Genomic DNA, 15,219 nt, shown 5'->3' on the forward strand with positions numbered 1-15,219 from the left:
CCTGTTTCATACCATCAAGTTATGAAACGGGTTTTGATTGAAAAGTTACTTGTGTTCAATACAATTTTCTATCAAAAATCACTCAGATTGACATAAATTTTTTTACATCACAGTCAGTTTTAAAACAAAACCATATTTGTTATATAGTATTTAAAATCCTATCAAAACCGATTCAATTTAGGATTGGACGCTTTTATATACTTTCTGAATTTTGGAAGTTCGATGGATCTATCGTTTTATTAAAATTAGGTGTTCATGTTGGATTTACTGCTGATTATAAATCCTATTATAAAGCAGGTATTCATAATTATGGTAAGAATTATGGTTATGAGAAAAAGAACTAAGGAGTCACTTTGTGTTGCATAATATTCTCGTACAATACGAAAAGGTGTAATTCCTACGTAGTACATTAATAAACCACCACTAATCCAGGATAAAAGATCTTTGGTTATTTCTATAATTTGATCTGTTTTGAGGAGTTCTGTAAAATATATGATTATGGTGATTAGTAATAGAAAAGAACCTAATATAAAGGGGGCGCTCTGTAGTTGATTTAAATAGTTTGTGTAGAATCCTCCAATAAAAAAAACAATACTATAAAATATCATGAAGCAAACAATATAGTGTTTGTTGTTTTTTTTCTTAACTGATTTATAATATATAAAAAGTAAAAATATAAAAGAAATAACGTTGGATATGTTGTACAATATAAGGTTGTTTGATTCTGGAAATAAATGCCGAGTTTTAAAACCAATAAAATCATTGAGAAATATATACATGAGATAAACAGGAAACCATTTTAATACTCTATTTATCTTATGAGTAAACAGAAAAAACAACCCAATAACTGCAGCAATACATTCGCTGGCAAAGGCTATATTTCTTAGTGCTACTAGGAATTCTACTTTATTCACAGCAATAGCCGGGTATTAGTGTTGAAACTCTGGAGGAGTTGCACCAAGATCATTTGCGATAAGGCTATTCTGATTATTGCCACTTGTTTTTTGAGAAAAGGTCGAAGGATTTTGATGTTTGTTGTTTCGATCTCTTCTGTAATGACTAAATCCATGATCTTTGTCTAGCAATATAACTTTAGCTTGACTGTCAAGGGTGTACCCTACTTGAAAAGTTCGATTATTATATTTTTTTTCTAGAGTAGGGGCAATAAAAATCGTTTGTCGTTTTGCATTTCTATCACTACCACTAGAGGAAACATATGTGTCTGGATATAAGGCAAAATAAAATCGAAGTCCGGTTGGTTTTATACCTGCTTTTTGTGATAATTCATCAATATAGGATAGATAATGGCGAAGTTCAGAGATTTCATAAAACATTGATCTAGTAGGTTCAAAAGGAATGTTATTTTCAGATGAATCGACAATCCCGCTTATCAGATCAGCTCTCTTGTCGTATTCTTGATATATTTTTTGTGCTTGTTCAAAACTAATAATGTTTTTTGGTTGTTTTCGATTCGATTTTCCCAGACCAATTTTTGTTTCTAAATCTTTAATTTTTGCTTCGTAAGCTTCAATTTTTTCTTGATATTCTTCTTCTTCAAAAACTTCTACTGCTGCGTCTTCTTGACAGGAATTAAAAAAGAGAATGGTAACTAATACTATTGCAAAACATGCAATAAAAGATGCTGGTCTTTTCATGACGATTACTTTACTTTTGGTTAAAACATTACTATGTCCAATGTAAGAGTCTTCGTTTTAGGTTTTAAGAATACTCATGATATTGGTTTGTCATATTTAGATATAATTAATGTACAATCGGGATTATCCAAATATTTCGGCAAAAGTACAATTTAATTATTAGTGTTGTTTTTTGTTCTAGAAGCAATGCTATAATGAAGAATTCATAATTAAATATGAAGTAAATAAAATAGGTGTTGTAGTAAGAGTTATATCACAATCAAAAGAGATTTATGATTAGTAAAAAGGAGATTTACTTATAATATAAGTTCCATTTTGATATTACTTCGTTTATAAAGCGGGTTTTTTTCTATCGGAATTTCTTTAAAACCGTATTTTATATATATATAAATGGCATTCTCCAGGATCCTGTTTGAATATAAAAGTAGTTTTAACCATCCCTGATCTTTTGAAAAACGAATACAAAATTGTAGTAGTTGTTGTCCTATTTTATGACCTTGAAACTTTGGAGAGACTGCCATTTTTCCCAATTCATATATATTATCTTCTACTTTAATGAGAGAAAAAGTCCCTGCAATTTGATCTTCAACTTTGGCAAAGAAAATGTACCCACCCTTATTGATAATGTTTTCTTCGCATTGTTCTAATAATTCAACATCAAGTTGTTCTACTACAAAATACTTTTCTAGCCATTCTACATTAAGACTAGCAAAGTCTTTTGCATATTTTGGGTCAAAGGGGATTATTGATATGTCTTTTATAATAGTCATAAAGAATTGTTTTGATACGTTTCAAGAATTCGTTTGCTTAGTGATTTTATGTGTAATTGATTTTCGAGATGGGTAAGGTGATGTAGTAAGCTTATTGCACTTCCTTCAGTAAGCCATTTAATCTGTTGATCGATCACTACCCATAGCGGAATCATTTTTTGATGCATTTCCTTTCCTTTTTTAGATAATCTAAAAAACTTTTTTCGCTTATCTGATGAGTCAATTTTATAATCAACTAATTTTTTGTCAATTAATTTCTTTAAGGCTTGTGTAATAGCAGGTTGTGTGTATTGTAGTTTTTCCTGAATATCTGTTGTAGTTGCAACTCCCTGATCAATAATCACCTTGAATATGGGGAATAGATATGGGTCAAAATCAATGCCACAGGTTGTGTATACAAGTTGAATCTCTTTCATCATAAATTCACTTAACCGCTTTAACCTGGATCCTAAGCCTAATTCTCCAAACTGTTGTAAATGATCTTGCATAAGTATTTATATAAGTACTTATGTAAAAGTATAAAATATTTTTTGATATTAAAAATAGAGAAGTAGAATTATCCTAATTTTGTACTAGGTGTAAAGCAATCTCTACAACTTTATGTTTTGAAAACTTCATTTGATGGTATAGTACATTCTTGAGTACCTAATTTTTGTATAGTCGTATCGTTATCGAACCCTTCTTTTCGCAATAGCCAATAGTCATTAAAAACGGACTTATAACAAATTTCTATTGTTATTTTTTGACGATTTTTGTACATCCAACTTGCTAGATTTGGATCATTAATAAACTGTACCCAATAGAAATTTTCGTTGGCTGACATTACAGAATTGTTGACACTTTTATTCGAAATGCTTTTACTAATAGAATCCGGAATTTTAGTTTTTAAAAATAAATCTTGCCAATGTGTTACATACTTACCATCATATAAAACTCTTACTCCTTCTATGATAGCAGGCCCTGTGCCTTTATTATGGATTTTGACCTGTAACGTTTCTAGTTTTTTATCTGACCAATTTAGATGAGCATTGACAGATAATCTGGGCCAGGCGTTAGCTTTGGTTTGTTCTAGAAGAATTTCTGTTTGCCTACTCATAATACTAGCTTGCCTCATATATACAAAAAGTGCAGAAAAACTTGCAATAAGAACTCCGATAGCTATTAATAGATTAGGATCAATTTTCTTTTTCATTTCAATGTGATTTTATGAATGCGTTTTAACGAATATAATGAATTGGATTACTTGTCTAATCCCTTTTTTAATACTTCTTGTATCCCCGCTAGATGGTCACTAAATTGCATCATTTGAGCTAGTACCTGAGCCATTTCATTTTTATCTCCGAAACCTTTGAGTTTGTTATTTTTAACAAAAGCCTCCTTGATGGTTTCCCAACGTGTAGTTTCTTCTTTAGAAATTGTGCTGGTCATTTCTTTATATTTTAACAAATTGGCTTCTGCAGCACTGGTTAATGTCTGAGATTCATTTTCATAATGAGATAGGAGTAGAGTCTGTAGCTCTTTTTCATTCATAATTGGGACTACCTTGGCAACAAGTTTGCTCATATCACGATATGATCCTTGTAATTTAAAAGAAGGTTCTATGCGATATGCATCTTCCATGGCGGCAGATTTGATATACGTTTCATTCACTTTTAGCACTGTATTACGTATGGTAACCACTTTGCCTAATACAGATAAGTAATCCTGTACTTCCTGTTTTGTGTGATTGCCTTTGAGCTCTATACCTTCTTGAGAACCTGTTTCAACAATTTCTATTAATTGATAGATGTCCTCAAAATATGTACTACTTAATTGGTGTAAAACAGGGTTAGAAGTCATAGCGTTTTCTATCAAACTTAATTTGAAAAGATCTGCTGTATCTCCAATGATATCTCCTAGATTATAAATATCTGCTCGGTTAGCTAACATATCCGGAATCTGGAATTTTTCTCCACTTTCTGTATATGGATTCCCAGCCATAATAACACAAAATTTCTTACTTCTTAAATCATAGGTTTTAGGATTACCGTTGTAGACACCTTCAATTTTTCTGGTACCATCTGCCAGAGAAATAAACTTCTGTAAAAACTCGGGATTACAATGCTGTATGTCATCTAGATATAACATTACATTATTACCCATCTCAAAAGCTAGATTGAGTTTTTTGAGTTCTTCTCTTGCAGAAGCATTATTGGCTGCCATAGGATCTACAGAAGTTACTTCATGACCAATTGCCGGACCATTGATTTTCATAAATACTAACCCCAGTCGATTAGCCATATATTCCATTAAAGTTGTTTTACCATATCCGGGAGGTGATATTAGTAATAACATCCCCATTCGATCAGTACGCTTATTGTCTCCAACGCTTCCCAATTGTTTGGATAAGTTATCTCCAAATAGTGGTAAGTATACTTGGTCAATTAATTTATTTCTTACAAAAGAGGAAAGTACTTTTGGTTTGAATTCATTGAGCTTAAGATCGTCTTTTAGAATTTCGGTAACGGAGTGTTTTGCTTCTCTATACGCTTCAAAGGCCGGAACTTCAATAGTTGTAAATTGTTCCATTTTTGAAATAAAATCATGATAATTAAATTCGAAAATATTATCTGTAATTAAGCTATGACTACCATTTAATTCTGTAATGGTTTGTGATGGGTTCATATGAATTACTTCTGAAGTAGATTCATTTTTAAATAATAAAATACAAACGATCTCATGTTTATACTCCGTATATGTATGATGATTTGTTTTTAGATATGAGGCTACCCATTGTATGGCAAGATTGATTCTGTTGTTCCAATCCACATTGCCATTTGAGCGAGGTTTAGTATCCAGCTGAAGTGCTTTCTTTAGTTTTGTAAACCCCTTTTTCTTTTGCAATTCTGCAATAAAAGTGTCATAAAGCTCATTTGCTGTTTGACTAATACAAAACGTATGATCATTTTGTAATTCTGTAAACAGATACTCAGCAACTTTATTAGAGATGTTATCTGAATATCCTTCTATTCCAACGAGAGAAGAAGAGAATGAATGTATGATCTCTTTTTCTAAATTTAAAAGTACTTTGTAATATTCATTGCTATCAGGAAAAATAGCTAAGACTTCACCAGAGGCTTTGATTGTCTCATTCCAATAGTTTTGTTTTTCTGTTTCTAAACTATGCCAGAAGTATTGTGCAAAAGCTCGTGTATTGGGTGTAAAGCGTAATAATCCTAAATCATGATCCTTGGTCACTAGTACCTTTAGTATTTTGGCAGCATCTATATCATGAACTCCTTTCACATACCCTTCTGCATAGTTTTTACTACTTTCGGATTTTATAAGGGCTAATAGCCCTTCATCATCCATAGATTTAAGTGCATTTAAATCTACAGTATTATGATGTTTGAATATTTTATAAGCCAGATAAGCAGCGCGGTAAACTTCTTGGTTTTCAGAAATGAGTTCCTGATCCCAGTATTTTTTTGATTTTAACAGGATTTCATTTGTAATTTCCTGGTAAAAATCGGTTCCTGTAAGATGATAATTCAAACTACCATCTCTATATACAATGGTTAGATCAAGAGGTTGTTTGTTTACTCCAAATTTATGTTTTCCAAGTTTGATGATATTCTCACCATCTTCATATAGATCTTGCTTATCCTTAAGTTTACGCGTAGCATCTTCTTTGGCTACTTTTATAGCAGTCTCAATAGCTTCTGCTTTACCTACATCATCTAGTTTTTGTAATTGATCAACAATATCTCTCAATTTATTGATCATAAGATCTGATGCAAAATACCCATTGATGTCTACAACAGAACCAAAGCTTAATGCTTTTTTATTTACACCTTTCAGAATTCGATTGGCAGCATTTTCTAAAGCAACTGCTTTCTTGTTTCGAGCTTCGATCAGACCATTTTTACGAGCTTCGAAGGCATTATATACCTCTTCTCTTTTCTCAATAATCTGGGTGATGAATTCTTCAAAATCGGCAAATCGTCCTTCGAGATCTTCTAATTGAACCGATACTTTATTGAGCAGTTCATCTGTTTTTTCTGGAGTATTGGCAATATCCAAATAGTTGATAATACTTTGATCTACCAATTTGAGTTGTGCAGCGAATTCTGCAGTAGCTTCTTTGCTACCCAAAGATTTGATTTTGTTTTTGATTCCTGCTTTAAGCTGATTTATTGTAGCAAAAATCAAAGAGATGTTATCAATAATTTTAGTAGAATGGGAGGTGTCTTCAATCTGTAAATTAGAAACAATATCAATTAACATTTCGAGGTCGATAGCGATCTGATTTACCTCTTCTTCTAATTTTTTGGCATCAATTACTTTTTTAATCTTTTCTAATAACTCCTGTTTTTCTTTTACACGAGCATGATAGGGTAGTAGTGCTTTATCGTCTAGTAAAAACTGAACGCATCGTTGTGAAATTTTTTCAGTTTGTTCTGCAATTTTAGTTTCTAATTCCTCTATAAATGCTTTATCTACATACCGAATGTCATTCAAACCTATTACCTCACCACGTAAGGTACGTAGTTGTGATAATACCAGAACAAAATCATCAATGGATTTAAAGGAACTACTTTTGATTTTTCCAAAAATACTTTCAGCTTTATCTTTAGTTTCTTTGGTAATATTTGTTGCAGTTCTTCTAAGCTGAACTACTTTTTCGAATTCATCAATTGCAGCATTGGCAGCGCCATTAATTTCTTCGAGAGGAATATCTAACCTAAACGTGTCATCCTCACGAATCCAATAGTAGCTGTCGACAATATCATTTGAAAATTTGGAAATATCATCATACAAACCATCATAATTATCTTCTTTGTTAAGAAGAGTAATTAGGGCATTGCTCTCTGCCATTGCTTTAACAATGTCTTTGTTTCCAATCTTATAAAGTAATGTGTCAGTGTGTTCTGAAGGTATCGTGTTACCTTTTATAAAAGGCGTTTGCCATATCTGAATAACATGATGTTTGGTTTGTTCATCTTCTGTTTTAAAATAGCATAATTCTCCTTGTTCTAGTATTGTAAAACCATTACATACAATGGGGGTTGTTACTTCTTGTTCGATTACATTATATGACATAAGAGTGTATAACCCTTTTTCACTTTCGTAAAAAACATAAAGAAAATCTTCACCATTAGGAGAACTAATTTTTTCCTGAAATTTTACATCATTTACTTCATTAGTAAATAATTTAAATTCACCTGATTGTAGGTAATAGCCATTAGGATAAATAATCCCTTGATCATCAGGAAGCAATACACAGGCATCTTTGATACAACTTATTTTTTTAACTTCCTGCATTTTGTGATTATAAACAAAATAGCGAGGTGCTTCCTGAAAAGGTTTAATTTCTAAAGCGATTAAGTTTCCGATATCTGCAAATCGATACTGACCATCATCTAGTGTTTGGTCTATATGCTCTACAGCTTCATCCAAAATTCCTTTTCCATCATCAGTATTGTCTTCTATTTTAATGGTTAAATCTCCTCCTACAGTTTCGACGAATACTTTATCAAGAATGGAGATATGTGGATGTGTACCATAACGATGCATGTCACGAGTAACTTCGGTCCAATTAAATTCATGTTGTCTTGGGAATTTAAACTCATGTTCGCTACGGTTATCAATATAGGTAAGTTTACCTTCATTGATTAACCATTTAAAGGTTTTAATATCAGAAACACTTTCACTAAGTTGAAATACCATATGTAAGTAATTTCCAACAATAGCAAATTTTGAAAATATGGTATTACGATAGTATTTATAGAGATTAGTAAAATCATCTATAAATATCGAATCGTTTATGAGATCTAATGGTTTAATAGTAAAATGATCATTTGTATACGTGTATATACTAAATACATCTGCTAACGTAATCTCTGTACGAAGTCCAAAATGTACATTGTACCCAAAAAGGCAATATTCACCAATGGTTACAATGTCTCGGGCAATACAATTATGTTCTGTATTGATTCGATTATTGGCAATAAGCTTTGTTTCTACATTACCAAAAACTTCTTTACGGGCTTCATTAAGCTGTGTTAGACGATTTTGGAGTTCACCCTTTTGTTTTTGTAAACGATTTTGGATAATCTCGTAGGTTCCCCCGTCTAGTTGTATGTTGTTTGCGTTTTCTTCTTGCATAGTTGTACTAAAATTCTTCTTTTAGTTTGATAATTGCGCAATTTTCTCAATCCTTGAATTACTAGGGTTTTTAGTATCATATTTGATACTAATCGAATCCCCGACTACGGTATTGGTCTCAAAATATTGATCATGTTCGTGTCTAAGAATCTCCTGAGTTTTTACAATTTCTTTGGTATGAACGATGTACTTATACGTAATATGAATGTTATCTACAGGAGTTCCTATCTCATTCTCGTACTTATTTGATGTTATTTTCTCGATCACTGCCGTTGTGATTATGCCATTAGCATTTAACTTCTTTTTTTTGAAATGCGTATTTAATGCGAGTGCACTGATGCTTATTAATAATACGGTGAGTAATCCTATAAATTTTTTATTCATTTTTCTAAGATTAATATGTTAATATGGATTCCATCCAATTCCAGGGTCATTTTCAAAATATAAGAAGACTAATTGTATGAAAAAGAAAAAAGCAATGAGTCCAATTATTGCAATAATAAATTTTTTTATAAATGTAACTTGCTGTTGTTTTTTCATTTTCTTCCTTATTTCAGATAAAGTTTTTTCTGAAACGGGTTCTACTTTGATGCCTTGACTTTCCTTGTCACTTTCAGTCCATCCATCATAAGCTTCTCTTTTCTTTCTACGATTGTTGTTTTTGATTGCAGTAATCATTCCTTGAGCTGATCCAAATCCTCCCATAAGATTACATTCTATAAGTTAACCTAAAAAACAACCAAGCTGTTATCGCTATACTTATCGAAATGATGATTACACCTTTTATGGTATTCACTCGATTCTGTTTCCTCATTTTTTTACGAATCTTTGCTAAAGTTTCTTGAGAAACAGGTTCTGTCTTAATTCCTTGGCTTTCTTTGTCAGAACTCGTCCATCCATCAAAAGCTTCACGTTTTTTCCTTCTACTATTATTTTTTAGCGATGTAATCATCGCAGCTGTTGATCCTCCAAACCCCATATTAAACCGTATTAAAAGTTAAACAAATCCCATCCCAGGTCTCCCCAGGATGGGAAGACTTTTATGGGTTTAAAAATGTAGTTATGATATTCATTCTATTGTTTCTGAATTCCTCTTTCTTGATTAAAAAGAAGGAGGAGTATTATTCAGTTTTTATTTCAATTTTTTGTCTGATAACCCTAATCCTTTAGCAAGGTTAAATAGATTTGTGAATAAATCATTTTCTGATGGATCTGTAGTTTTTTGTTTCAAATCCATTAATATATTGGCGATCGTTAGATTTTTAATATCTTCAGAAGAGATTCCATATTGAGTGGCAAAATCTTTTATTTTTTCTAAAAGATTACCTTTTACATCTTCGCTTCCTAAGATTGCATCCTTTACATCCTGAATGTTGTCAGAATGCTGAACCAATCTATCAATTCCTTTAGCTTTTGTGATCTGACCTACTATCTGATCAAAGAACATAGTTTCACCACCAACGATATCAATATTAGCTGCTTTAAGCGCTTCTCCTATTACTTCTGCTTGTGCGTCGGCAATTTCTTTCTGGATATTGATATGAGCTAAGTCAACTTGTAATTCTTTATCCAGACGCAGCTTGAATTCCTCATGTTCTTTACCAACACCATCAAGTTTCTTCATTGCTTCTGCTTTCTCTTCAATTCCTGCTGCATCTGCAAGTGCTTTTTGTTTGATTACATCTGCTTCTGCTAGCCCTTCTTCTTTTATCGCTTCAGCTTTTGCTAAGATACCTGCTGCTTCAGCTTTTGCTTTCTTCTCGATAATAGTAGCTTCAACAAGACCTTCACGTTCATGCGCATCTGCTTTAGCATGCATTACTTGTGCTTCAGACATACCTAATGTAGCTTCTTCTTTTGCTTGTGCTTCAGCTAATGTTTTACGAGCTTCTGCCTCTTTTTCACTAGCTTCTTTCTGTGCTTGAGCTTCGATATTAATTTCTTCTGCTTTTTGCTTAGCGGCTTCTTTTTGTGCTTCTGCGGCTTTGATTGTTCTAATCAATGCTTCTTCTGCATTTGCTTCTGCAATGGTAATTTTTACTTGTTTCTCACGATCAGCAGTTTTGAAAGCCTCAATATCTTTCATGTTCTCTTGCTCTTCAACCACACCTTTTTCTAGGGTTACTCTATCGCGAATCACATCCTGGATGTTCTTTTTCTCAACTTCTACTACTTTTTCTTTTTCGATCTGAGCTAAGGTTACAATACGTTCGCGTTCTGTAGCCTCTAGCATTCTGTCTTTTTCTACTCTTTCTGTTTCTACAGCGTCTGTACGTTCTTTATTCTTAGAAGCAACGATGATTTGTCGCTGCATATTTTCTTCTGCAACTTTTACTTTTTCTTCAGTTGCGATACGAGCAGTTTCAGATTTGAGACGTTCCTCTTCTGATACCTTAAGGGTTTCTGCCTCTTCACGAGATTTGATATTGGCAATTTCGCGTTTTTGTTGTTCCTCTTTTTCAGCAAGTTGCTTATCTAATTCTAAAATAGCTTCACGTGCTTCAACATCTTGTTTGCGAATTACTTTTTCTTCATCTCGTTTGATGAGGTTAGATTTCATATTTTGAGCGGCAGTTAATTCGGTAATCTTTTTGATTCCTTCTGCATCTAATATATTATCTGATTTTAAGAATGTTACAGGTGTTTGTTCTAGGTAGTCAATTGCACAATCTTCTAATGTATATCCATTAAGATCAGTACCGATAATATCTACAATTTCATCTCTAAATTCTCTTCTGGCTTCATAAAGCTCAGTAAATTCGAACTTTTTCCCAACAGTTTTTAACGCTTCAGAGAATTTGGCTTCAAAAAGATCTTCTAAAGTTGAGATATCTGAAGCACGCTCACAACCAATAGTTTGTGCAACTTTTTTGATGAAGTCAACTTCGCTATTTACTCTTACAAAGAAAGCTACTTTGATATCAGCTCTCATGTTGTCTTTACATACAAGCCCGTCATTTCCTAATCTTTCGATTTGAATTTTCTTTACAGAAATATCCATGATTTCAACTTTATGAAATACAGGAACAACATAAAGCCCTTTATCTGTAGCAACTTTAGTCCCCTTAAACCCAGTTCTTACAAGAGCCTGTCCTTGAGGGATTTTTTTATAGAACATTGCGATGATCGCAAAGTATACAATAATCAAGAATAGTATTAAGCCTATTCCAATTCCAATAAATGGTAATATAGTATTCATAGTTTTAAGTTAATTAATCGTTATATGATTGTACGAAATAGTAATTTTTATCTTCTGATTGTTTTATGATCAGAATTTTTTGATGATAATTTATTTGTTCTCCATTCAATGATTTAACATAGATTGAAAGTGGGTTTGATTCTGCGATAACTTCTGCAGAACCAAGTTTGTTCCCAGAAATGGTTGATTGTAAAGTTCCTTTTCGTCCGATTAAATCAATTGGCGCATCACCATCTTTATTTAAATTTTTAAAGAACCCTTTAAAAGGAGTTGTAAATATCTTTGTTAGTAGTAAAGAAGGTAAAATTGCAGCCAAGAAAATGATATAACCAAGACTGTTATTATAAGTTGAAGTTAGACTTGTAGTTATTACAGTACACAACCACCATATAAAAATCCAGCATGTAAAAGTGAACATAAAAGGAAGTCCCACAAAGTTGAAATAGATCAGTACAATTTGCCACCATTTCAGTGGTTTTCGTTTTTTCCCTACCACATCTTCTTTATTGACTTCAGTATTAGCAATATCTTGAAAATCAAGATTCCCGCCTTCTATACCTGCATCTGTGTCTACGTCAAGATCGGTATCCATGTCAATATCTATATCTACATCCACGTCAACATCAAAGTCAACTCCCGAAATCATAGTGAATAACCAATATAAGATCAATAAGATCATAAGGATGGTTAATACCATGTTTACTGATGAAAATGCTATTTCGAATAATTCTCTCAACGTTATAGTTATTTAGTTATAGTTGTTTAATTCTCTCTTTTTTCAAAATTTTCTATCTTTTTGATCTTAACTCTTCTTAAAATCAAATAGATAAGAAGTCCTAAGACTACTGCCCAGAATAAAATTTGTATAATTCCCAGTGATGTCATTATAGTCATTTTACAATTTTAATTTTACGGCAGTACCATACGCCAAAATTTCTGAAGCTCCTTGCATTACCATTGATGTCGTAAGTCTAACATTTGTTACCGCATCTGCACCTAATTTTTGTGCATCGTGTACCATTCTTTGCATAGCTTGCTCTCTGGATTGCGCTTGTAATTTTGTGTATTCTTCAATTTCTCCTCCAACAATGTTTTTGAGACCAGCAAAAACATCTCGTCCTATATTTCTTGCTCTTACGGTACTACCCCTGGCAATACCCAGAATTTCTGTTGTTTCCTTGCCAGGGATATTCTCTGTTGTTGAAATTATCATGATTTGACTTTTTTAGTTAAAATGCGTTGACCTTATTCTTTGTCATCGCTCATACCTAACTGCTCTTTGAGTTTTGCAAGGTCATCATCAGCATTAGCTTTGGTTACATCAACAGCTTTATCCAATTCTTCGTCAATTGATTTAGAAGAATTAGCGATATCTCCATAAGCCTCTGCAAGTGCTTCTTCCTGATTCACTTTGTCTTTCATACGCTCTAGCATAGAAACAGTACTTGAACTATCTATTTCTGCCATTTGTTTATTTACATTTTTGGTAGCTGTAGATACTTTTACACGAGCTTTAAGGGTTTTTAGTTCATTCTCCCATTTGCTTATGTTTTGTTTTATCTCCTGAATGCTTTTTTCTAATTGAGCGACAGAAGTATTAAATTTTTCAGATTCACCCTGGCTTCGTGTTTGATGTTGTTGTGATTCTTCTTTTTTGATTAATGCTTCTTTTGCCAATCGATCAGCTTCTGTACTATCCATATCTCCTTTTTGTGCTTTTTTAAGGATTAACATGGCTTTTTGCTGATAATCTTCTGCTTTTGAAGCGTATTCTTCAGTATCATTTTTTGCTCTAATAGCTAATGCCTTTACTTGAGCAAGTGCTTCCAGGCTTTTTTCAAGATCAGTTTTCATATCACGAATCCCTTGTTCGGTCATCTTGATAGGATCTTCCATTTTATCAATTGCAGAATGTGCTTCTGCTTCACCTATTTTAAATAGTCGTCTAAAAAAGTTCATAGTATTAGTATTTTGAATAATTTATAATTTGATCTGAATATTCGCTTAATAACAGCCCTAAGGAGTTTAAAGATCCTTCAAGCTCATTAAGATCCAGATGCTCTACCTGTAATGTGTCCCTAAAAATTACTTTTTCTCCGGTATCGTCCAGAACAAAAGCTCCATGTACGATATCTCGATTTTTTTGAAGTAAATTGCGATACACTACTTCATTTTTATTTTTGATGTTGAAAATATGTTGCTCCATTATTAAAATAGGCGGGGCTATACCAAGAATCATATTTTTGATCCCTTCATTTTCTTTGCTAATCATAATAATTCCCTCTCTTGTGTTTTCATGTGTTATATTATAATTGAGCTGAAGCAAATAATTTTTTACTAGTTGAAAATGATCTTGCATGTGATGGTTGTTTTGATGGATAATTAAGTGATTTATTTCGTATTGTTTGACTACGTATCAATATTACAAAAAGTCGCATAACTTTTCTATAATATCTACAGCTAAATTAGCTAGATAATATACAATGAGTATCATGGGTATGAATGATTTAAGTTAATGATTACATGTTTTGCTAAAATTTTTAGTATAACCCCCGTTACTTCTTAAGAAAAGAATAAAATACTGAAGTATTTCTACTAAAATTAGCATTTTTAAAAAGTATTAGCTAATATTGTTAGTGTAAATGTACAATAAATTTTTATAATTGCAAATAAAATTAGCAAAAATGTCATTTTTTGGAAAAAATATAAAAAAGATACGAAGCATAAAAGGATTAAGTCAGCAGGCGTTTGCCGAGCTTTTTGAGCTGAAACGAGGGACTTTGGGAGCTTACGAAGAAGGTAGGAGTGAACCTAAGATTGAGACTTTAATAAAAATAGCTAATTATTTTAGCATAGCAATAGATGATCTGCTAACAAATGAACTTACTGTGAATCAGTTATTAAAGTTTAAGGGAGATTTGACTACCTATGCAGAAAACGTTAAACGCGAACAGTTTGCTCTGATTCCTTGTATTACAGAAAGTACTTCGAATGATTATGCCCTTTTATATAATCAAGAATCATTTATAAAGGAACTACCAACCATGCAACTACCTGTAAATCTTACAAAAGATTTTCGTGGTTATACCGTGAGCAACCTAGAAATGTCTTCGCATGATAAAGGCTTTTATCCAAAAGATATTGTGGTAGGAGAAAAAGTTCCTTCGACTGTAATGAAGAAATTAAATAATGGGACGCTCGTTTTTGTGGTTGTTGATGGGAAATTAATTTTTAGAAGATTATATATTACTAAAGACAAAGTAGTGCTAAGAGCCGATCATAAAAATATTGAGGATGCATCTTATCCTTTGTCTGATATAAAAGAAATGTGGAGAGTACGATATGTATTTTGCAGACGTATACCAGAATTTGGAGATGATGTAGAAGATAAATTATTCCTTATTGAACAACAACTTCAGAAAATGAAGGAACGATTAGGATAGGAATT

General features: G+C 32.4%; 15 protein-coding genes. 1 reads left to right on the forward strand and 14 read right to left on the reverse strand.

The window, feature by feature from the left end:
- Positions 1-245 precede the first annotated feature (245 nt).
- From PQF96_RS15630 to PQF96_RS15695, 14 genes are all read right to left on the reverse strand, one after another.
- Positions 246-608 carry a hypothetical protein gene (locus PQF96_RS15630; protein ID WP_271767295.1) on the reverse strand — a complete coding sequence of 121 codons (363 nt, stop codon included), beginning with the start codon at positions 606-608 and terminating at the stop codon, positions 246-248.
- Positions 609-929: 321 nt separating this feature from the next.
- Positions 930-1,655, reverse strand: coding sequence for a hypothetical protein (locus PQF96_RS15635; protein WP_271767297.1), 726 nt, complete (start codon positions 1,653-1,655; stop codon positions 930-932).
- Between the two features lie 296 nt (positions 1,656-1,951).
- Positions 1,952-2,425 carry a GNAT family N-acetyltransferase gene (locus PQF96_RS15640; protein WP_271767299.1) on the reverse strand — a complete coding sequence of 158 codons (474 nt, stop codon included), beginning with the start codon at positions 2,423-2,425 and terminating at the stop codon, positions 1,952-1,954.
- Positions 2,422-2,913: a MarR family winged helix-turn-helix transcriptional regulator gene (locus tag PQF96_RS15645; RefSeq protein ID WP_271767301.1), complete on the reverse strand. Its 492-nt coding sequence runs from the start codon at positions 2,911-2,913 to the stop codon at positions 2,422-2,424. Before PQF96_RS15645 ends, PQF96_RS15640 begins: the two co-directional genes overlap by 4 nt.
- A gap of 110 nt (positions 2,914-3,023) precedes the next feature.
- Positions 3,024-3,617, reverse strand: coding sequence for a hypothetical protein (locus tag PQF96_RS15650; protein ID WP_143915939.1), 594 nt, complete (start codon positions 3,615-3,617; stop codon positions 3,024-3,026).
- A gap of 47 nt (positions 3,618-3,664) precedes the next feature.
- A complete protein-coding gene (locus tag PQF96_RS15655; RefSeq protein ID WP_271767302.1) occupies positions 3,665-8,572 on the reverse strand; it encodes a DNA repair ATPase in 4,908 nt (1,635 codons plus the stop codon).
- Between the two features lie 21 nt (positions 8,573-8,593).
- Positions 8,594-8,956: a hypothetical protein gene (locus PQF96_RS15660; protein ID WP_271767303.1), complete on the reverse strand. Its 363-nt coding sequence runs from the start codon at positions 8,954-8,956 to the stop codon at positions 8,594-8,596.
- An 18-nt stretch (positions 8,957-8,974) separates the two neighbouring features.
- Entirely contained in the window at positions 8,975-9,277 is a 303-nt protein-coding gene (locus PQF96_RS15665) for a hypothetical protein (RefSeq protein WP_271767304.1), read from the reverse strand.
- Positions 9,278-9,281: 4 nt separating this feature from the next.
- A complete protein-coding gene (locus PQF96_RS15670) occupies positions 9,282-9,551 on the reverse strand; it encodes a hypothetical protein (RefSeq protein ID WP_109435685.1) in 270 nt (89 codons plus the stop codon).
- Between the two features lie 153 nt (positions 9,552-9,704).
- Positions 9,705-11,771, reverse strand: a complete 2,067-nt coding sequence (locus PQF96_RS15675; protein WP_143915936.1) for a flotillin family protein — start codon at positions 11,769-11,771, stop codon at positions 9,705-9,707.
- Between the two features lie 13 nt (positions 11,772-11,784).
- The gene (locus tag PQF96_RS15680) at positions 11,785-12,450 is read right to left on the reverse strand and encodes a hypothetical protein (RefSeq protein ID WP_208746760.1); all 666 of its coding nucleotides are present in this window, start codon (positions 12,448-12,450) and stop codon (positions 11,785-11,787) included.
- A gap of 216 nt (positions 12,451-12,666) precedes the next feature.
- On the reverse strand, positions 12,667-12,984 hold the full coding sequence (locus PQF96_RS15685) for a YbjQ family protein (protein WP_109435680.1): 318 nt from the start codon (positions 12,982-12,984) through the stop codon (positions 12,667-12,669).
- Positions 12,985-13,016: 32 nt separating this feature from the next.
- Positions 13,017-13,730, reverse strand: coding sequence for a PspA/IM30 family protein (locus PQF96_RS15690; RefSeq protein ID WP_109435679.1), 714 nt, complete (start codon positions 13,728-13,730; stop codon positions 13,017-13,019).
- 4 nt (positions 13,731-13,734) lie between these two features.
- Entirely contained in the window at positions 13,735-14,130 is a 396-nt protein-coding gene (locus PQF96_RS15695) for a type III secretion system chaperone family protein (RefSeq protein WP_109435678.1), read from the reverse strand.
- Positions 14,131-14,455: 325 nt separating this feature from the next.
- Between PQF96_RS15695 and PQF96_RS15700 the strand changes: the two genes are divergently transcribed.
- Positions 14,456-15,214, forward strand: coding sequence for a helix-turn-helix domain-containing protein (locus tag PQF96_RS15700; RefSeq protein WP_109435677.1), 759 nt, complete (start codon positions 14,456-14,458; stop codon positions 15,212-15,214).
- Positions 15,215-15,219: the final 5 nt, after the last annotated feature.

It is taken from the genome of Aquimarina algiphila, from assembly GCF_947494415.1.
In the GTDB taxonomy this organism is placed as follows: domain Bacteria; phylum Bacteroidota; class Bacteroidia; order Flavobacteriales; family Flavobacteriaceae; genus Aquimarina; species Aquimarina algiphila.